Origin of the sequence: Paraclostridium sp. (assembly GCF_051656405.1) — a bacterium.
GTDB lineage: Bacteria > Bacillota > Clostridia > Peptostreptococcales > Peptostreptococcaceae > Paraclostridium.
Map to the genome: position 1 here is coordinate 1 of NZ_JBOGBV010000025.1, position 20,924 is coordinate 20,924.

22 protein-coding genes and 1 rRNA gene are annotated in these 20,924 nt (G+C 29.1%); 12 read left to right on the forward strand and 11 right to left on the reverse strand.

Annotated elements, in window-relative coordinates:
• Positions 1 to 113 precede the first annotated feature (113 nt).
• From ACRDDE_RS03885 to rpmH, 11 genes are all read right to left on the reverse strand, one after another.
• A complete protein-coding gene (locus ACRDDE_RS03885; RefSeq protein WP_438625658.1) occupies positions 114 to 992 on the reverse strand; it encodes a ParB/RepB/Spo0J family partition protein in 879 nt (292 codons plus the stop codon).
• A 1-nt stretch (position 993) separates the two neighbouring features.
• Positions 994 to 1,767: a ParA family protein gene (locus ACRDDE_RS03890; RefSeq protein ID WP_021428117.1), complete on the reverse strand. Its 774-nt coding sequence runs from the start codon at positions 1,765 to 1,767 to the stop codon at positions 994 to 996.
• 55 nt (positions 1,768 to 1,822) lie between these two features.
• Positions 1,823 to 2,614: a nucleoid occlusion protein gene (noc, locus tag ACRDDE_RS03895; RefSeq protein ID WP_021427994.1), complete on the reverse strand. Its 792-nt coding sequence runs from the start codon at positions 2,612 to 2,614 to the stop codon at positions 1,823 to 1,825.
• 159 nt (positions 2,615 to 2,773) lie between these two features.
• Complete coding sequence (gene rsmG / locus ACRDDE_RS03900; RefSeq protein ID WP_021428030.1) at positions 2,774 to 3,493, reverse strand: 16S rRNA (guanine(527)-N(7))-methyltransferase RsmG; 720 nt, start codon at positions 3,491 to 3,493, stop codon at positions 2,774 to 2,776.
• Entirely contained in the window at positions 3,486 to 5,381 is a 1,896-nt protein-coding gene (mnmG, locus tag ACRDDE_RS03905; protein WP_438625660.1) for a tRNA uridine-5-carboxymethylaminomethyl(34) synthesis enzyme MnmG, read from the reverse strand. Before mnmG ends, rsmG begins: the two co-directional genes overlap by 8 nt.
• 51 nt (positions 5,382 to 5,432) lie before the next feature.
• Positions 5,433 to 6,812: a tRNA uridine-5-carboxymethylaminomethyl(34) synthesis GTPase MnmE gene (mnmE, locus tag ACRDDE_RS03910; RefSeq protein WP_438625662.1), complete on the reverse strand. Its 1,380-nt coding sequence runs from the start codon at positions 6,810 to 6,812 to the stop codon at positions 5,433 to 5,435.
• Positions 6,813 to 7,128: 316 nt separating this feature from the next.
• A complete protein-coding gene (jag, locus tag ACRDDE_RS03915) occupies positions 7,129 to 7,842 on the reverse strand; it encodes an RNA-binding cell elongation regulator Jag/EloR (RefSeq protein WP_438625664.1) in 714 nt (237 codons plus the stop codon).
• On the reverse strand, positions 7,814 to 8,521 hold the full coding sequence (locus ACRDDE_RS03920) for a YidC/Oxa1 family membrane protein insertase (protein WP_438625666.1): 708 nt from the start codon (positions 8,519 to 8,521) through the stop codon (positions 7,814 to 7,816). The genes jag and ACRDDE_RS03920 overlap by 29 nt, the downstream gene beginning before the upstream one ends.
• Positions 8,522 to 8,566: 45 nt before the next feature.
• Positions 8,567 to 8,788 (reverse strand): membrane protein insertion efficiency factor YidD, encoded by a 222-nt coding sequence (yidD, locus tag ACRDDE_RS03925; RefSeq protein ID WP_035118300.1) that lies wholly within the window; start codon positions 8,786 to 8,788, stop codon positions 8,567 to 8,569.
• Between the two features lie 50 nt (positions 8,789 to 8,838).
• Positions 8,839 to 9,186, reverse strand: coding sequence for a ribonuclease P protein component (gene rnpA, locus ACRDDE_RS03930; RefSeq protein ID WP_148551757.1), 348 nt, complete (start codon positions 9,184 to 9,186; stop codon positions 8,839 to 8,841).
• 83 nt (positions 9,187 to 9,269) lie between these two features.
• A complete protein-coding gene (rpmH, locus tag ACRDDE_RS03935; protein ID WP_021127392.1) occupies positions 9,270 to 9,404 on the reverse strand; it encodes a 50S ribosomal protein L34 in 135 nt (44 codons plus the stop codon).
• Positions 9,405 to 9,973: 569 nt separating this feature from the next.
• Between rpmH and dnaA the strand changes: the two genes are divergently transcribed.
• The 12 genes from dnaA to ACRDDE_RS03995 form a co-directional block, all read left to right on the forward strand.
• Positions 9,974 to 11,302, forward strand: coding sequence for a chromosomal replication initiator protein DnaA (gene dnaA, locus ACRDDE_RS03940; protein WP_438625669.1), 1,329 nt, complete (start codon positions 9,974 to 9,976; stop codon positions 11,300 to 11,302).
• Positions 11,303 to 11,542: 240 nt separating this feature from the next.
• Complete coding sequence (gene dnaN, locus ACRDDE_RS03945; protein ID WP_438625670.1) at positions 11,543 to 12,652, forward strand: DNA polymerase III subunit beta; 1,110 nt, start codon at positions 11,543 to 11,545, stop codon at positions 12,650 to 12,652.
• Positions 12,653 to 12,777: 125 nt separating this feature from the next.
• Positions 12,778 to 12,984 (forward strand): S4 domain-containing protein YaaA, encoded by a 207-nt coding sequence (yaaA, locus tag ACRDDE_RS03950; RefSeq protein WP_021428116.1) that lies wholly within the window; start codon positions 12,778 to 12,780, stop codon positions 12,982 to 12,984.
• A gap of 14 nt (positions 12,985 to 12,998) precedes the next feature.
• Entirely contained in the window at positions 12,999 to 14,117 is a 1,119-nt protein-coding gene (recF, locus tag ACRDDE_RS03955) for a DNA replication/repair protein RecF (RefSeq protein ID WP_438625672.1), read from the forward strand.
• A complete protein-coding gene (gene gyrB / locus ACRDDE_RS03960) occupies positions 14,118 to 16,019 on the forward strand; it encodes a DNA topoisomerase (ATP-hydrolyzing) subunit B (protein WP_438625674.1) in 1,902 nt (633 codons plus the stop codon).
• A gap of 18 nt (positions 16,020 to 16,037) precedes the next feature.
• Positions 16,038 to 18,461: a DNA gyrase subunit A gene (gene gyrA, locus ACRDDE_RS03965; RefSeq protein WP_438625676.1), complete on the forward strand. Its 2,424-nt coding sequence runs from the start codon at positions 16,038 to 16,040 to the stop codon at positions 18,459 to 18,461.
• Positions 18,462 to 18,536: 75 nt separating this feature from the next.
• A complete protein-coding gene (locus ACRDDE_RS03970; protein ID WP_021428009.1) occupies positions 18,537 to 18,818 on the forward strand; it encodes a YtxH domain-containing protein in 282 nt (93 codons plus the stop codon).
• Positions 18,818 to 19,075, forward strand: coding sequence for a DUF948 domain-containing protein (locus ACRDDE_RS03975; RefSeq protein ID WP_438625678.1), 258 nt, complete (start codon positions 18,818 to 18,820; stop codon positions 19,073 to 19,075). The genes ACRDDE_RS03970 and ACRDDE_RS03975 overlap by 1 nt, the downstream gene beginning before the upstream one ends.
• 15 nt (positions 19,076 to 19,090) lie before the next feature.
• Entirely contained in the window at positions 19,091 to 19,402 is a 312-nt protein-coding gene (locus ACRDDE_RS03980) for an STAS domain-containing protein (RefSeq protein WP_021428059.1), read from the forward strand.
• A 3-nt stretch (positions 19,403 to 19,405) separates the two neighbouring features.
• A complete protein-coding gene (locus tag ACRDDE_RS03985; protein WP_332841305.1) occupies positions 19,406 to 19,813 on the forward strand; it encodes an ATP-binding protein in 408 nt (135 codons plus the stop codon).
• Complete coding sequence (locus ACRDDE_RS03990; RefSeq protein ID WP_021428091.1) at positions 19,813 to 20,586, forward strand: SigB/SigF/SigG family RNA polymerase sigma factor; 774 nt, start codon at positions 19,813 to 19,815, stop codon at positions 20,584 to 20,586. Before ACRDDE_RS03985 ends, ACRDDE_RS03990 begins: the two co-directional genes overlap by 1 nt.
• Before the next feature lie 218 nt (positions 20,587 to 20,804).
• Positions 20,805 to 20,924, forward strand: a 16S ribosomal RNA gene (locus tag ACRDDE_RS03995); the annotation flags it as partial.

Genomic DNA, 20,924 nt, shown 5'->3' on the forward strand with positions numbered 1-20,924 from the left:
CCTGGATTAGCTCCATAAGTTTCCATACAATCTAAAACTGCACAATATACTTCCTTAGGTTTTGGAAATGTAGTTGCTGCATTATCTAAGTAAATCATATTAAGTCCCCTCTCTTATGCTTCTTGTCCTTCTAACAATAATGAGATTATGCTATTTAGGTCATCATCATTATAGTACTCTATTTCTATTTTACCTTTTTTCTTGCCTTTAGAAATGTTAACTCTTGTTCCTAAAAGACTTGTAAGTCTTTCTTCTACATCCACAATATATATATCTTTTTGTTTTTTACTTGTTTCAACAATTGGAGTTTCGCTTTCTACTATCTTTTTAGCTAATCTTTCAGTTTCTCTAACAGATAGCTCTTCCTCTATTATTTTGTTAGCTAGATCTAATTGTATTTTTGAATCAGCTATTCTCAAAAGAGCCTTACCATGTCCTGGGGTAATTCTATTATCTTCTACCATAGCCATAACTTCTTTACTAAGGTTTAAAAGTCTTAAAGTATTTGTTATGTGAGGTCTACTTTTTCCGACTGCTTCAGAAATTTCCTCTTGAGTCACACTATAATGGTCTATTAAACTTTTATAAGCTATTGCTTCCTCTATAGAGTTTAAATCTTCTCTTTGTAAGTTTTCTATAAGGGCTATTTCCATTAAATCTTTCATAGGTATATCTTTTATAACAGCTGGCATTTCTTTTAAATTAGCTTTTTTTGAAGCTCTATATCTTCTTTCACCAGCTATTATCATGTATTTACCTTCATCATCTGGTTTAACTACTATAGGCTGTAAAACTCCATAGTTTTTTATAGAATTTGATAATATCTCTATTTTTTCCCCGTCAAAAACTTTTCTAGGTTGTTCTGGATTTGCATAAATTTTCTTTATATCTATATTAACAATATCTTTTGAATCTATTTCTTCTTTTATAGTTGGAATTAAAGCTCCTAGCCCTTTTCCTAGTCTATTTGAACGTCTTGTCGTTTTTTCCATTCTATATCACATCCTCCTCTAAATCTATAAATTCTTCTGCTAATTCTAAGTATGCAACAGCACCTTTACATCTAGAATCATAGTATATAACTGGCTTACCATGACTTGGAGCCTCTGCTAACCTTACATTTCTTGGAATTAAAGTTGTATAGACACTTCCTTTAAAGTATTTTTTTACTTCTTCTACTACTTGAATTGACAGGTTCGCCCTTCCATCAAACATACTTAAAACTACACCTTGTATCTCTAAATTAGGATTTAGACTTCGCTTAATTAGTGATATAGTTTCCATTAGTTGACTAACGCCTTCTAAAGCATAATATTCACACTGTATAGGTATTAAAACACTATCAACTGCTGTTAAACAATTTATAGTTAGCATACCTAAAGATGGAGGACAATCTATAAATATGTAATCATATTTATCTCTTACTTTATCTATTGCTTTTTTTAATATATATTCTCTTTCTTCAACAGTTGTAAACTCTATTTCTGCTCCAGCTAATTCTGTTGCTGATGCTACTATATCAATATTTTCAAATTCAGTTTTAATTATTGCATTCTCTATACTATCATTATTTATTAATACTTCATAAATTGTATTTTCGACTTCATTTTTTTCTATTCCATATCCGCTAGTAGAATTTCCCTGCGGATCTAGATCTAATACTAAAACTTTTTTACCCATTTTAGCTACACTAGCACTTAAATTTACATTTGTAGTTGTTTTTCCAACTCCACCTTTTTGATTAAACACTGCTATTACTTTGCTCATAAGACTTAACCCCCTTTAACCTTTTAAAAAAAGATTACTGCTAAGCAGTAATCTTTTATTTTTTAGGAATCTTTACAACAACCTCTATGTGATCACCTTTATCAACCTCTTTATACTTAGCTTCTAATCCTGTATTAGTTATAGCTTCGTATGCTTGCTTGATAGTATTAAGGTATATTCTCATTCCCATTATACCTTTGACAGTTTGTTTTTTATCTTCACCATCTTTAGGTTGTTTTAAATCTTCTAATATATCTGCTATTAGCTTTTCTGTTTTCTTTACATTTAAATCTGATTTTATTACCTTTTCTAAAACTTCTCTCATAAGTTCTTCATTTGGCAATTTCAATAAAGCTCTAGCATGTCTCTCCGTTAAACTATTCTCTACTAATTTTATTTTTATATCTGTTGGTAATCTTAGTATTCTAATTTTATTAGCTATTGTAGATTGATTTTTTCCTAATTTTGCTGCAAGCTGTTGTTGTGTGAACTCATGCTCTTTTATCAAGTTCTCATAACCCATAGCTTCTTCTATAAAATTTAAATCTTCTCTTTGTAAGTTTTCTAATAATGCTAATACAGCTGAAGATTCATCAGACATATTATTTATTATAGCAGGAATAGTTTTTAATCCAGCTAGTTTTGATGCCCTAAGCCTTCTCTCTCCTGCTACCAATTCATACTCATTGTTGCTTTTACTCCTAACAGTTATAGGCTGTAATATACCATATACCTTTATAGATTCACTTAACTCTTCTAATGCCGCTTGTGAAAATACTCTTCTTGGTTGGTATGGATTTGGAACTATATTATCTATAGGTATCTCCATAACTCTTTTATCTTCCATAACATCCCTCTCTCATCCAAAACTAAATATATTTAAAACACGAAATTACCTTAGTTACTTATTTGTATAATATTTCTTCATTTAACTACATATTCCTTCTAAAATATTTTTTTTAACATATAATTTAAAAATATTTCTTTGGAAATATACATTTTCATTTTATTTTATTGGGGTTTTTACTGGTTTACCTGCTTTTCTTGGGTATTTTGCTGGCGTACTATTTACTTTTTTGAAAACAACTATATTATGTTTTAGCTCTATTTCTGGAAGCTCTACATCTATCTTTTCTACAAATTCTAAACCTAAAACTTCCATAGCTTTTCTAGACTCTTCTAATTCAGTATCTGCATTTGGTCCTTTTAAACATACAAAGTAGCCTCCAACCTTTATAAAAGGCACACAAAATTCCATTAAAATAGGTAGTCCTGCAACAGCTCTAGCTGTAGCTATATCATATTGTTCTCTATACTTTTCGTCTTTTCCAAAGTCTTCTGCTCTTCCATGTATTAATTCAATATCATCTATATTAATATTTGTACAAACTTCACTTAGGAAATTTATTCTTTTATTTAAAGAATCTAAAAGTGTTACTTTTGAATTTTCTAAACAAATTCTTAATGGAAGTCCTGGAAACCCAGCCCCAGTACCTACGTCAATTATAGACATTCCATCTTTTATATAACCTTTTTTTACTGCAGCTACAGAATCTAAAAAGTGTTTTATATAAACTTCTTTTTCTTCTTCTATTCCAGTAAGATTCATTTTTTGATTCCATTCAACTAAGATCTCTCTATACTTACTAAACTTATCTATAGTTTCATCACTACATTTTAATCCTAAGTCTTCAATACCTTTTTTTAATATATCAGCATTAGTCATTTTTTTCACCTCTACCTCTTCTTTGTTGTTCAAGATAGATAAGTAAAACTGATATATCAGCTGGTGAAACTCCAGATATACGAGATGCTTGTCCTATTGATATAGGCTTTATAGCATCTAGCTTTTGTCTAGCTTCTATTCTTAAACCATCTATAGATGAATAATTTAAGTCTTCATTTAACTTCTTATTTTCTAGTTTTTTAAACTGATCTATTTGTTTTAATTGTTTATCTATATAACCTTCATATTTAGTCATTATTACACATTGTTCTTTTACTGAATAAGGAATCTCTTCTCCTGCTCCTTTACCAGCAGCTTCTATCATTTCATAATCAACTTCCGGTCTTTTTAAGAATTCATATAAAGAATAACCTACTTTTATAGGAGATGCTCCTTTTTCTTCTAGTAAATGATTTATATCTTTAGGAGTAATTCTTTCAGTCTTTAATCTTTCTAATTCTTTTTCAATTAACTCTTTTTTATCTAAGTATTTTTTGTATCTATCTTCATCTACAAGACCTATTTCATTACCCTTTTCAGTAAGTCTCATATCTGCATTATCTTGTCTTAAGTATAATCTGTACTCACATCTAGATGTCATCATTCTATAAGGTTCATTAGTTCCTTTTGTAACTAAATCATCTATTAAAACACCTATATACGCTTCTGATCTGTCTAGTATAAATGGTTCTTTTCCTTGAATTTTTAATGCTGCATTTATACCTGCAATTAAACCTTGAGATGCCGCCTCTTCATAACCTGAAGTTCCATTGAATTGACCAGCACTAAATAAGTTATCTACACCTTTTATCTCAAGAGTTGTTTTTAATTGAGTTGGGTCTATACAATCATACTCTATTGCATATGCAGGTCTCATTATTCTTGCATTTTCAAGACCTTGAACACTTTTATACATTTGAATTTGTACTTCGTAAGGTAAACTTGTTGATATACCTTGAATGTACATTTCTTTAGTACTTTCTCCTTCTGGCTCTATAAATATTTGATGTGATTCCTTGTCACTAAATCTAACAATCTTATCTTCTATAGATGGACAATATCTAGCACCAGTACTATCTATTTCCCCTGCATACATAGGAGATCTTCCTAGGTTATTCTTTATTATTTCATGAGTGTTTAAATTCGTTCTTGTTAAATAACATGGCTCTTGTTTTCTAGCTAATTCATTATTTAAAAATGAGAATGGAGTTACACGCTCATCTCCATTTTGTATTTCCATAACAGAGAAGTCTATGCTATCTCTATGTATTCTAGCAGGAGTTCCTGTTTTAAATCTTCTCATTCTTAATCCTAAGTCAACAAGTTTATCAGTTAAGAATTTACTATATCCTAAAGCATTAGGACCTTCATAAAAAGAAACTTCTCCCATGTATATTTTAGAGTTTAAGTAAACTCCTGTTGCAAGTATTACAGCTTTAGCATGGTATATACATCCTAGTTTTGTAATTACACCCTTTACAACGTTACCTTCACTTAATATATCTACAACTTCATCCATTGCTATATCTAAATTAGGCTCATTTTCTAATGTTTTTTTCATTTCCTCATGGTATCTAGCCTTATCTGCTTGAGCTCTTAATGAGTGAACAGCTGGACCTTTAGCTGTATTTAACATTCTACTTTGTATAAATGTTTTATCGATATTTATACCCATTTGCCCACCTAGAGCATCTATTTCTTTAACTAATTGTCCTTTTCCTGTTCCTCCTATAGAAGGGTTGCAAGGAAGTAAAGCTATTGAGTCTAAAGAAAGAGTTATAACTAATGTCTTATGTCCCATCCTAGCTGTAGCTAATGCAGCTTCACATCCTGCATGCCCCGCTCCAATTACTATTACATCATAATTTCCTGCATCAAAATTTAACATATATTCTCCTTTCTGATAAATATAGTATGTTTCACGAAAAACATACTATATTTATTTTCCTATACAGAAGTTACTAAATATCGTATCTAATAGATCTTCAGTTAATGTATCTCCGTTTATATAGCCTAAGTAATCCCATATATTTTTAAAATCAACTTCTATAAAATCTAGTGGCATGTATGATTCTATAGCCGTTAAAGCATCTGAAATTGATTGTTTAGCTTTGTATAGTGCATCTTTATGTCTAGAGTTTGTAACAACTAAATCAGAAGAATTTCTAACCGTTCCTTCAAACACCATACCTTCTATTTTATCATGTATTTTTTCTATACCTTCATGTTGTAATGCTGATATAGTTATTATATTTTTTTCATCTACAAACTGTTTTATTTTTTCTATATCTATAACTTGATCTAAATCTGTTTTATTTAGTAAAACTATAGTTTTATTAGGTTGTACAGCTTCTAAGATTTCTATATCTTCTACTTCTAATTCTCTTGAAGAGTCTAAAACAACTATTGATAAGTCTGCTGAATTGAAAAATTCTTTTGATTTTTCAACTCCTATTTTTTCAACAACATCTTCAGTCTCTCTTATTCCTGCTGTATCTACTATTTTTAAAGGTATTCCTTTTATGTTTACAAATTCTTCTATTATGTCTCTTGTAGTTCCTGGAATATCTGTTACTATAGCTCTATTCTCACCTAATACAGCATTTAAAAGAGATGATTTTCCTACATTTGGTTTTCCAACTATTACTGTTTTCAATCCATCTCTAAGAATTTTTCCACTTTCAGCTGTATCATATAATTTATTTATTTCTTTTTGAAGTTCTAATGATTTCTCTTTTAATGTGTTATATGTTATGTGCTCAACATCTTCATCCGGAAAATCTATAGAAACAGTTATGTGCGCTAACATTTCTGTTATACCAAATCTTAAATCTTTTATTTTTTTAGATAAAGATCCTTCTAGCTGAGACTGAGCTACAGTATGAGCCATCTCCGTCTTAGCATTTATAACATCTATTATTGCCTCTGCTTGAGCTAAGTCTATTCTTCCATTTAAAAATGCCCTCTTAGTAAATTCTCCTTGATCAGCTAATCTAACATCTTTAGATAAAACTAATTCTAGTATCTTTTTTACAGAAATAAATCCTCCGTGGCAGTTTATTTCTATAACATCTTCAGTTGTATATGAGTTTGGACCTTTCATATAAGCTACTAATACTTCATCTATAGTCTTTTCTCCGTCTAGTATATGACCATATATTAATGTTCTTGTATTATATTCCTCGATCTTCTTTCCTGAAACTGACTTGAATATATCATTTGCTACTTGAAGTGATTTTTCTCCACTTATTCTTATTATTCCGATTCCACCTTCACCTGGCGCTGTTGCTATTGCAGCTATAGTATCGTCTATAAACAATCCTATCACCTCTTTATTTAATATTTTTATACACAATCTTTTAAAATAATATTTTATCACTTTATATACTATTTTGTAATAATATCGATCTAAAATTTGAATAAACTCTACCTACTATAATATCATGTATATCAACATAATCTTAATATTATTTTATAATAATATATATCTAAAATTTAAATAAGCTCTATATAATATAATATCATGGTATATCGCTTAATCTTCATATACTTAAATTATTTCCTCAATCTAACTATTATATAAAAATTTTTACAAAAATAAAACCCCCTATATATTTAGGAGGTTTACTTTGATTCTATTTTTTATACTCTATTACAAGTCTTCTATATGGATCTACACCTTCACTATGAGTTTTTACAAACTTATCATTTTGAAGAGTTGAGTGAACTATTCTTCTCTCATATGGATTCATATAATCTAATTTTTTAGCTTTTCTTGTTTTAGCAACTTCTCTAGCCACTTTGTTTGCATATCTTATTAAAGATTCTTCTCTTTTTGCTCTATAATTTTCTATGTCAATAAGGACCTTAAAGTGCGAGTCTTTTTTTACTTTGTTTAAAGCTAACCCTGCTAAAAATTGAATAGAATCTAGAGTTTCTCCTCTTCTACCAATTAATATTGCAGCATCTTTCCCTGTTATATTAACTTTAACAACATTTTTTTCTTGATTTACATCAACTTGAGCTTCCATATCTAAGTTATTAACTATATTTAATACGAAATCTCTAACTACATCTGACTCTTTTAATGTCTCTTTGCTTTCTTCTTTGTCTACAATAGCGATTTCTTTTTGTCTTAACGGTTGTTCTTTTGAAACTGGAGCTTCTATTTTTTCCTTAACAGTTATTTTAAAAACTCCGTCTTTGTTTCCTATTAATCCCAAGAAACCTTTTACCGGCTCTTTTACAACCTCTACGTCTATGTCTTCTCTATTTACTCTTAATTGTCCTAAAGCTTGTGATATAGCAATATCAATGTTTTTACTTTTTATTTCTAGGCTTTGTTTCATTTACTACACCCTCCCCAGAATTAGCAAGCTTAGTTCTTAATGGATTCATTATTAAGTAGTATTGGGCTAATTGGAATAAGTTACTTACTGTCCAATATAACGCAAGACCAGCTGGGAAACTTATACCCCACCAGAACATCATGAATGACATGAAGTATGTCATAAACTTCATAGATCCTTGTTGTTGATCTTGTGGCATAGTTAACTTTTGAGTTATAAATGTTGTTACCCCTGCTAATACAGCTATTATTAATGTTTTATCTGGTGATGATAAAGATGTCATCCATAAAAATCCTGTGTCCGCAGCTTTTTGTGCAGCAGCATTTTGGAAAACATGGTATGTAACCGGCTGTCTTAATACATTATAAAGACCTATTAATATAGGAAATTGTATTAATAATGGTAAACATCCTGACATCGGATTTATTTTAGCCTCTTGGTAAACCTTCATTATTTCTTGATTTTGCTTTTCTGGCTTACTCTTATATTTTTCTTGTATCTCTTTTATTTTTGGTTGAATATCTTGCATAGCCTTCATAGACTTTGTTTGTTTTATAGTTAATGGTAATAGTATTACTTTTACAACTATAGTGAATAAAATAATAGCCCATCCATATTCAATTCCAAAATCTAATATAAATTTAAGAACTTGACCTAATAAGTTACTAATAAAATTCAATTCTAATACCTCCTAAAGTGTCTTTATCTTTACTTTACAACATAATTACTTTAGAGGATCATATCCTCCAGGATGGAAAGGGTGACACTTTAATATTCTTCTTATGGCTAAATAAGATCCTTTTAGTGCACCATATTTTTTTAAAGCTTCTATAGCATACTGAGAACAAGTTGGATAAAACCTACATGTAGGTCCTTTTAAAGGAGATATGTGTTTTTGATAAAATCTTACTATATATATAAAAACTCTAGTTAAATAATGGTTTATATTATTTAATAAGTTATATAATTGCTTCAATTTAATCCCCCATATCCTTATTAACCTTTTAATAGTTTAGACTTTTTAACTAAGCTCATAACCGATTTTTCTATATCTCTATACTCAGCATCTTTACTAGCTACTCTAGCTATGAACACTAAATCATATCCATCTTTTATATGCTCATCACAGTTTAACCTAAAACCTTCTCTTATTCTTCTTCTAACCTTATTTCTAATATTAGCTTTTCCAACTTTCTTAGAAACAGAAAATCCTACTCTATTAAAGTCTGATTTATTATCCAGTATATACAGTACTAAGTATTTATTTGCAAAAGATTTGCCGTGTTTGTATACTTTTCTAAAATCAGAGTCTTTTTTTATACCTTTAGTATTCTTGAAATCCATACTAAATCCTCCTAAAAACACAGCTTAAATTTATAATTTTTTACACAAAAAGGCTACTTTTCAGCAGCCCTTTTATAAAAAAATTAATGAGTTAATCTCTTTCTTCCTTTAGCTCTTCTTCTTTTAAGAACATTTTTTCCGTTAGAATTTTTCATTCTCTTTCTAAATCCATGTTCTTTCTTTCTTTGTCTTTTCTTTGGCTGATAAGTTCTTTTCATTTTTTGCACCGCCTTTCAAGATTAATTTTCCGTTTATAAAAATAATAACTTTACCCTCAAAGTAAGCATAACACGTACAATTATAAATCCTTTTAGGCTTATTGTCAACGTATTTTTGACGTTGTTTTGTCAAGATTTGATAGTAAAAAATGATAGTTAATTTTGTTGACATATTTATCAACAAGTCATTAAATATGTGGATAAATTGTATATAAATTATTGAAGTTTAGCATATATTCTGATATTATAAATATACTTGTTGATAATGTTTATAAATATTATTAACATTTTAAATTTATTCACAAGTTGTGGATAAAATGTGCATAACTTATTGTGTAAAAGATAATAATCAAGTTATAAACTATATTTTATTATTATTGATATTATTTATAACTTTATATACATATTGTTCATAATTTCTATAAATTATAAGCTATTTTTTATTTTTTACAGTTTATCCACATGTTTATCCATATTTTTTTTGCATAAAATTATATTTTTTAAATAAATACTAAATTTGTTAATAACTTTGTGGAAATTGTTAATTATTTTGTTCGGAGGTTTAAATTATGGATATAGTTTCTTTATGGGAAAAAACTCTACAACTTATAAAAGGAGAGTTATCACCCCCAAGTTTTAATGCTTTCTTTAAGCAAATAAAACCATTACAAATACAATCAAATACTTTAATATTATTAGTTCCAAATGATTTTACAAAAGGAATACTTGAAGATAGATACTTAAATCTAATAGAAAGCTCTGTAAATCAACTTTCATTAAAAAAACATAATATCAAATTTGTTTTAAGCGAAAATGAAGTAAGAGGTTTAGATAAAGACCAACAAATAGATGATGATAAACAGATAAGAAGAAAATATCCGAATCTAAATCCTAAATATACTTTTGACACATTTGTTATTGGAAATAGTAACCGTTTTGCTCATGCAGCTTGTGTTGCTGTAGCTGAAGCTCCTGCAAGAGCTTACAATCCATTATTCTTATACGGTGGCGTTGGCCTTGGAAAAACACATCTTATGCACGCAATCGGACATCATATAATGGAACAAAAAAAAGATCCTAAAGTGGTTTATGTCTCATCTGAAAAGTTTACAAATGAACTTATAAACTCAATTAAAGATGACAGAAATGAAGAATTTAGAAATAAATATAGAAATGTAGATGTTCTTTTAATAGATGATATTCAATTTATTGCAGGAAAAGAAAGAACTCAAGAAGAGTTTTTCCATACATTTAATTCATTGCATGAAGCAAACAAACAAATAATAATATCTAGTGATAGACCTCCTAAAGAGATTCCTACTTTAGAAGATAGACTTCGTTCAAGATTCGAAATGGGGCTTATAACTGATATTCAAGCTCCAGATTTTGAAACTAGAATGGCTATACTAAGAAAAAAAGCTCAAATGGAAGATATAGATGTTCCCAATGAAGTTACAGTGTACATAGCAAAAAATATTAAATCGAATATAAGAGAATTAGAAGGTGCGCTTACAAGAGTCGTTGCATATAGTTCCCTTACTAACAGAACTATATGTTTCGAATTAGCATCTGAAGCTTTAAAAGACATCATCACTACTTCTAAACATGAAGAAATTACAGTAAATAGAATAAAAGAAAAAGTTTCTACTGTATTTTCTTTAAAAATGGAAGACTTTAATTCTAAAAAGAGAACTAGATCTATCTCTTACCCTAGACAAGTTGCAATGTACTTATCAAGAGAACTTACCGATTTATCTTTACCTAAAATAGGTGAGGAATTTGGAGGAAGAGATCATACTACTGTAATACATGCTCATGATAAAATTTCTAAGGATATTGAGAATAACGAAGATTTTAAAGAAAAAGTAAACAAAATAATACTAGATTTAAAGGGTTAACTTATAAACATTTACATGTGGATATCACGTTAATTAAATGTGCATATTTTTTTTCTAATAAAATATATACAATTTATTCTACAAAAACACACAAAGATATTAACATTTTTTACACATGTTGATATCTTTGTATTTATTTTGATTGAGATACTTATCCACATTATACACAGCACCTACTATTATTACTACTATTTTTTCTTATTTATTTTTATATAAAACAAGTCAAGGAGGTTATCCACAATGAAGATAATTTGTAATCAAAAAATACTAGCTCATAAAATAAGCATTGTTCAAAAAGCTATTAATGGAAAAACAACTTTAGAACTTTTAAAAGGGATATTATTAACAGCTAAAGAAGGAACTTTAAATTTAACAGGATATGATTTAGAAATAGGAATAGACACTCACATACAAGCTGAAATAGTAGAAGAAGGGGAGATAGTAATAAATGCTCGTTTATTTGGAGATATAATAAGAAAATTACCAGATACTTTTGTTGAAATAGAAACAGATTCTGATAACAATGTATACATAAATTGTTTAAACTCAAGATTTAAAATAAAAGGGGATTCAGCTGTTGAATATCCAAGATTGCCAGACGTAAACGAAAATGACTTATACAATATTCCGCAAGATTTACTAAAAAATATGATAAAACAAACAGTTTTTGCAATATCTCAAGATCAGACAAAACCAATCTTAATGGGAGAGTTATTAGAAATTGTTGGTGGAAATATAAGCTTAGTGGCAATAGATGGATATAGATTAGCTGTAAGAGCTAGTGAAATTGATAATATGAGTAATAATACAAAAGTTATTATCCCTGGAAAAACACTTCATGATGTAAATGGATTGCTTTCATCTGAAGATGACGCTGTTCAATTAGGATTTGATGAAAAGAATGCTATATTTATAATCAATGAAACTAAAATCATAACTAGATTGTTAGATGGAGAATTTATAGATTACAAAAAACTTCTACCTAGAGAATATGGAGTTAGAGCTAAAGTTAACACTAAAGAATTATTAAATAGTATAGAAAGAGCTTCACTATTATCTCAGTCAGAGAAAAACAATTTAATAAAATTATCAATAAGAGATAATTCAATAGCAATAACTTCTAATACTGAAAAAGGAAATGTTTATGAAGAGGTTTCTATAGAATTAGAAGGGGATTATCTAGACATAGCGTTTAATTCAAGATATTTCTTAGATGCTTTAAAGGTTATAGATAGTGAAGAAATATTTATAGAATTCACTACAAATGTAAATCCATGTATAATAAAACCGGTAGATGGAACAAAATATACATACTTATTACTTCCTGTAAGAATATCATCTAATATATAGATTTAAATTAAACCCAACTGAAAAAGTTGGGTTTTTATGATATAATATATTTTTGAATATATGTTAAAACTTAAGATAATAAATTAAATTAATATATATTTGCTATAATAAAAGGAGGAAGAAAAATGATAGAAATCACTATAGATTCTGAATTCATAAAATTAGATCAATTCTTAAAACTAGCTGATATTGCATCTACAGGTGGACATGCTAAATTTTTAATTCAAGAAGGTCTAGTAAAGGTTAACGGAGAAATAGAAACTAGAAGAGGAAAAAAATTAAGATCTAATGATATAGTAGAAGTTGAAGGCAATACAATAAAAATACTATAAAAGGGGTGCCCTTTGTGTATTTAAAAGGCTTAAATTTAATCAATTTTAGAAATTATGAAGCTCTTTATTTAGAGTTTAATCCCAAGATAAATTTACTTATAGGTAAAAATGGACAAGGAAAAACAAATATTGTAGAAGCAATTTACTTATTATCATTTGGAAAGTCTTTTAGAACTAATAAAGATAAAGAAATGATTAGATTTGAAAGTGAAAATTTATATATAGGTGGAAATTTCACAAAATATAACAGAAATAGTCTAATAGAAATTGGAATTGGTAAAAATAACAAAAAGGGAATTAAAATTAATAAAATAAGCATAGAAAAAATATATGAATTATTAGGAAATCTAAATGTAGTTATTTTTTCTCCTGAAGATTTAAGGTTAGTCAAAGAAGGACCTAAAGAAAGAAGGTCTTTTATAGATAAAGAAATAAGTCAAATTATGCCTAAATATTATAATTACCTTACAAATTACAATAAAATACTATTTCAGAGAAATAAATTACTAAAAAGTAACTATGTCGACATAAATTTAATAGAGGTTTATGATGAAAGTTTGGCGAAGTATGGTAGTTATATATATATTTTAAGAAGAGATTTTATAAAAAAAATTGCATCTATATCAAGTGAAATGCATAAAAATCTTACTAATAATTTAGAAGATTTATCAATAAAGTATAAAAATCAATTAAATATTAATGATGAAGATACTGTAAACACTGTGTATGAGAGATTTATTGAAAAACTTAAATCTGGACATCAGCATGATATAGAAACTAGAACTACTAGATATGGAGTCCATAAAGATGATTTATCAATTTGTATAAATGAGCTAGATGTTAGACTATATGGATCTCAGGGTCAACAGAGAACAGCATCTATTTCATTAAAACTTTCAGAAATAGAGTTGATAAAAAATGAAGTAGGAGAGTATCCTATTTTGTTATTGGATGATATTTTCAGTGAATTAGATGAGACTAGACAAAAACTCTTAGTTGATAATTTAGATAAAGTTCAAATGTTTATAACGACAGCTGAAGCTTCTCATAAAAAAATATTTAGTACTGAAAATACTACTATTTTCAACATTGAAAAAGGAAATGTAATTAGTATAGAGAATGGAGGAAACTAGATGAAACAAGAATACGGAGCAAGTCAGATACAGGTCTTAGAAGGACTAGAACCTGTTAGAAAAAGACCTGGTATGTACATAGGGTCAACAGGACCTAGAGGGTTACATCATTTAGTTTATGAAGTCGTGGACAACAGTATAGACGAAGCTCTAGCTGGATATTGTTCAGACATATATGTTTCTATAAATGAAGATGGAAGCATATTAGTAAAAGATAATGGTAGAGGTATTCCGGTAGAAGTTCATCCTAAGACTGGAAAATCTACACTAGAAACAGTTTTAACTGTACTTCATGCTGGAGGAAAATTTGGTGGTGGAGGCTATAAAGTTTCTGGAGGTCTTCACGGAGTAGGTATTTCTGTAGTTAATGCATTATCAGAGTGGTTAGTTGCAGAAGTTCACCATGATGGAAAAGTATATAGCCAGAGATATGAAAAAGGAGTTGCAACTTCAGAAATAAAAGTTGTTGGAGAAACTAAAATAACAGGAACTACAATAACATTCAAACCAGATACTACTATATTTGATGAAGTTGAATATAAGTATGATATATTAGAGCATAGATTAAGAGAATTAGCATTCTTAAACAAAGGTGTTAATATAGTTCTAGAAGATAAGAGAGAAGAACAAGAGAAAGTAAAAAAATTCCATTATGAAGGTGGTTTAAGAGAATTTGTTAAGCATCTAAATAAAACAAAAACAGGAATTCATGATGATATAGTTTATATAGAGAAAAAAGTAAAGGACAACATGGTTGAAGTAGCTTTACAATATACTGACGGTTATACAGAGAACATATATTCTTTTGCAAATAATATAAATACTCACGAAGGTGGTACTCACTTAAGTGGATTTAAGACTGCTATGACTAAGGTTGTAAATGATTATTCAAGAAAAAATGGAATATTAAAAGAAAAAGATTCAAATCTTTTAGGAGAAGATATAAGAGAAGGTCTTACAGCTGTTATATCTATAAAACTTCCAGAGCCTCAGTTTGAAGGTCAAACTAAAACTAAATTAGGAAATACAGCTATTAGAGGTGTAGTAGATAGTGTAACAGTTGAAGAGATAGGCTCATTCTTAGAAGAAAATCCAACAACTGCTAGGATAATAGTAGATAAAGCTTTAAGAGCTCAAAGAGCTAGAGAAGCTGCTAAAAAAGCAAGAGAGTTAACTAGAAGAAAGAGTGTACTAGAAAGTACATCTTTACCTGGAAAATTAGCTGACTGTGCTGAAAAAGATCCTTCAAAAAGTGAAATATTCTTAGTCGAAGGGGACTCTGCCGGAGGTTCAGCAAAGCAAGGAAGAGATAGACACTCTCAAGCAATATTGCCATTAAGAGGTAAGATACTTAATGTTGAGAAATCTAGATTAGATAAAATATTATCATCAGACGAAATAAGAAATATGATAACTGCATATGGATGTAGCATAGGTGATGATTTTGACTTAGAAAAAGCTAGATATCATAAAATTGTAATAATGACCGATGCCGATGTCGATGGAGCTCATATAAGAACACTTTTACTTACATTCTTCTTTAGATATATGAGACCTCTTATAGAGAACGGTTATGTTTATATAGCACAACCACCTTTATATAAAGTAAAAAAACAAAAGAAAGAATACTATGTATACTCTGATCAAGAGTTAAATACTTTATTAGAGGAACTTGGAAGAAGTGGAATAGAGCTACAAAGATACAAAGGTCTTGGAGAGATGAATGCAGAGCAACTTTGGGAAACAACTATGAATCCTGAAACAAGAACTTTATTACAAGTATCTATAGAAGATGCGTCTATGGCAGATGAAATATTCTCAATGCTTATGGGTGATAAGGTTGCTCCAAGAAAAGAATTTATAGAAGAAAATGCAAGATATGTTAGAAATTTAGATATATAAGAGAGGGGATGAGTGTTAATGGATGAAAATAATAGAATACTCCCTATTGAAATAGGTCACGAAATGAAAAAATCGTATATTGATTATGCGATGAGTGTTATAGCTGGACGTGCCCTACCAGATGTAAGAGATGGACTTAAGCCAGTTCATAGAAGAATATTATACTCAATGAGTGAATTAAATTTAACACCAGATAAACCATATAGAAAGTCTGCCCGTATTGTTGGGGACGTTCTTGGTAAGTATCACCCACATGGAGATACTGCTGTTTACTTTGCAATGGTAAGAATGGCACAAGATTTCTCTACTAGAGGACTTTTAGTTGATGGACATGGTAACTTTGGTTCTGTCGATGGAGACTCACCAGCTGCAATGCGTTATACTGAAGCTAGAATGAGTAAATTAGCTCTTGAATTATTAAGAGATATAGATAAAGAGACAGTAGACTTTACACCAAACTTTGATGAATCTTTAAAAGAGCCATCAGTTTTACCATCTAGATTCCCTAACCTTTTAGTTAATGGATCTAATGGTATAGCAGTTGGTATGGCAACATCTATACCACCTCATAACTTAGGTGAAGTAATTGATGCTACAATACACCTTATAGATAATGAGGATTGTAGTATTGAAGATTTAATTCAATTTATACAAGGTCCAGATTTCCCAACTTCTGCAATAATAATGGGTAAAGAAAATATAGCTGAAGCATACAGAACAGGAAGAGGTAAAGTTAAAGTAAGAGCTAGAGCATACATAGAAGAGCTAGCTAAAGGAAAACAACAAATAGTTGTAACTGAAATACCATACCAAGTAAATAAAGCTAAGCTAGTTGAAAAAATAGCCGAATTAGTTAAAGATAAGAAAGTTGAAGGAATCTCTGATTTAAGAGATGAGAGTAACAGGGATGGTATGAGAGTAGTTATAGAGCTTAAGAGAGATGCAAATGCAAACATAGTTTTAAATAAGCTTTATAAACATTCTCAGATGGAAGATACATTCAGTATAATAATGCTGGCACTAGTAAATGGAGAGCCTAAAGTTTTAAATCTAAAACAAGTTTTATATCACTATGTTCAACATCAAAAAGATGTAGTAACTAGAAGAATTCAATTTGATTTAAATAAAGCTGAAGCAAGAGCACATATTTTAGAAGGATTGAGAATAGCATTAGATAACCTAGATGAAGTTATAAAACTTATAAGAGGGTCCAAGACTGCCCAAGAAGCTAAAGAAGGTTTAATAAGCAGATTTAATCTTTCTGATTTACAAGCTCAAGCAATACTTGATATGAGACTTCAAAGACTTACAGGATTAGAAAGAGATAAAATAGAAGCTGAATATGCAGAATTACTTAAAAAGATAAATAGATTAAGAGAAATTTTAAGTGATGAAAGATTGCTTATGAATGTTATAAAACAAGAATTAACTATAATAAAAGAAAACTATTCAGATGATAGAAGAACTGAAATAAAACATGCTGAAGGCGAAATAGACATGAGAGATCTTATAGAGAATGAGGAAGTAGCTGTAACTCTTACTCATTTTGGATACATAAAGAGAATGCCTATAGATACATATAAGAGCCAAAACAGAGGTGGAAGAGGTATTTCAGCTCTTACTACAAGAGAAGAAGACTTTATAAAAGAATTAATAACTACTCATACACACAGTAGATTACTATTCTTTACAAACAAAGGTAGAGTTTATAGATTAAATGCATATGAAATTCCAGAAGCTAAGAGACAAGCTAAAGGAACAGCTATAGTTAACTTATTACAGTTAAATAGTGATGAAAAAATTGCTACTATGATATCTATAGACGATAATAGTGAATCAGAATTCTTATTATTAACTACTAAAAAAGGAATAGTTAAAAAGACTAAGCGTGAAGAATTTAAAAATATAAATAAATCAGGTTTAATAGCGATAGGTTTAAGAGAAGATGATGAACTTATTGGAGTTAAAGTGACTGATGGTAGTGAAGATGTTATATTAGTTACTCAAGGTGGTATGTCTATAAGATTTAATGAAAATGATATAAGACATATGGGAAGAACTGCTATGGGTGTTAAGGGTATAACTTTAAGTAATAATGATAGAGTTGTATCTATGAACCTATGTAGTGAAGGAACTGAATTGTTAGTTGTCAGTGGCAATGGTTTTGGAAAAAGAACATCAATAGAGGAATATAGATCTCAAATAAGAGCAGGTAAAGGTATAAAGACTTATAATATAAACGATAAAACAGGCGAGATTGTCGGAGCTCAAATGGTAAATGAAGATGATGAGATGATGATCATAAATTCAAATGGAGTATTAATAAGACTTAGAGTAAATGAAATATCTTTATTTGGAAGAGTTACTAGTGGTGTTAAGCTAATGAAAACTGATGATGAAGTTAATGTAGTTTCAATTGCAAAGATAGAGATGGAAGAATAGGGTATACAAACCCTATTCTTTTTGCATAATTATATATATAATATTTATATAAAGTAAGAAAGGAGTATTAATATTATGAGTAAAAACAAGGGAAAAGTTTTTTTACTAGGATCAATAATAGGATTTTTACTTGGTATATTTTTAGCACCTAAAAAAGGTTCTGAGTTAAGAAAAGAAGCTAAGGATAAGATGGAAGAAATAAAAGAAAATCCTAGAGAAGTTTTAGATGGAACGATTCAAACTGTAAAAGACAAGATTACAACTATAGTTGACGATTGTGATGTTAACGATATAAACATAGTTGAGGATGAAATAATAATAAGCAAGACTTTTGAAGATGAGGGAGATAATGTATAATGGATGCAGTAGGATGGCAGATAGGAGCTATTTTATTTGGTGTGTCAGTATTAATAATTGCTATATACCTAGCAAAGCTAATAAATAGTACAACTAAAGTTGTTGAAAAAGCATACAAGGTAGTAGATTATAACGAAAGACATATACATGACACTATAGAAAATGTTGCAGCAATTACAAAAAGTACAGAAGATATTGTTAGTTTAGCTAGTGGTGTAACTAATATAACTAAAGCATTTAGATTTTTTAAAAAGTAATAAGGAGGTAGTACGATGTCTGTAAATATAGAGTCGAAACTAGATAATAATTTTTGGAATGTAGATATAAATGGAGAATTAGATGTAGCTGGAGCTGATAAAGTAAAAACACATTTAAACAGCTTAATAGAAGAGCAACCAGTAGACATAAAAATGGATTTTACTAACCTAGAATACATAGATTCAACAGGATTAGGAGCATTAATAGGAGTACTAAAAAGATTAAAAGTTAATGATAAGGATATATATGTATTAAATGCTAGAAAAAATGTTAAGAAAATTTTCAGTATAACAGGTCTAGATAAAATATTTAAAGTGGAGGGATAAGTTTTGGATTTAGAAACTATAAAAATGGAAGTTACATCTAATCCAGAATATGTAAGCATTATAAGATTAACAGTTTCTGGAATAGCAAATAAAATTGGATTTTCTTTAGATGATATCGAAGATATAAAAGTAGCAGTGTCAGAAGCTTGTACAAATGCTATAAAGCATAGTTTAGATGATAAATTTTTAGTTCAATTTTCTGTATTAGAAAATGGATTAACAATAGAAGTAGAGGACAAAGGAACAGGATATGATGTAGGATCTCTACAAGAGCCAGATTTAACAAACCCAAAAGAAAGCGGATTAGGCTTATTTATAATAAAGACATTAATGGACGAGGTAAGCACTATATCTAATAGCGATGTTGGGACTAGAGTTAAAATGACTAAATATTTAGGAGTTGGTATTTAATGAAGAATGTAGCTAATGCTACAAGCTATATGGATATGGAAACCAAAGAGCTGTTTAAAATATATAGCAATGACAAAAACGTAGAAATAAGAAATATTCTGATAGAGAGACATATGTACTTAGCTAATATACTAGCTAAAAAATATATTAATAAAGGTGTTGAATTTGATGATATTTTTCAAGTTGCATCTTTAGCTTTAATATATGCGATAGATAGATATGATATTGAAAAAGGATATGAATTTTCAAGTTTTGCAACACCTACTATAATAGGGGAAATTAAGAAATATTTTAGAGATAAAGTTTGGACAGTAAAAGTACCAAGAAGAATTCAAGAATTAAGCAAAAAGATAAGTGAAGCTAAGTTATTCTTAGAGCAAAAAAACAAACAAAGTCCAAAAGCTATAGATATAGCAAATTACTTAGACTGTACAGAAGAAGAAGTACTAGAGGCAATAGAAGCATCATATGGTTATCAACCTATGTCTTTAGATGCATCTAGTAATGATGACTCAGATGATAAGGAAATAACATTAAAAGATAAAGTTGGACAAGAAGAAAATAGTTTTGGAAATATAGAAAATATGGACTTTATTAATAAGTTTATAGAATCTCTAAATGAATTAGAGGTTAAGATATTTAAAGATAGATTTTTCTTGGATAAAACACAATCGATTATAGCAAAAGAGTTGGAAATATCACAAATGACAGTATCAAGACTAGAAAGAAAAATCATAGAAAAGTTAAAGAAAGAATATGAGAAGAACTCATAAAAATAAAAAATAAAATAAAATTTTAAAAAACTGTTGACTTACTGTTTAATTCATAGTATAGTATTACTTGTCCTTAAGAAAAGGGCAAAACAAAAATGAACTTTGAAAATTAAACAGTAGGTTAATTATAAAAATTCTTTTTTAAAAGAATTAAACACAAACAACCAAGCCAGATATTCAGATAATGATTAGCTGAGCAATGGACAACTTTTTAAATTATATTTGAGAGTTTGATCCTGGCTCAGGATGAACGCTGGCGGCGTGCCTAACACATGCAAGTCGAGCGATCTCTTCGGAGAGAGCGGCGGACGGGTGAGTAACGCGTGGGTAACCTGCCC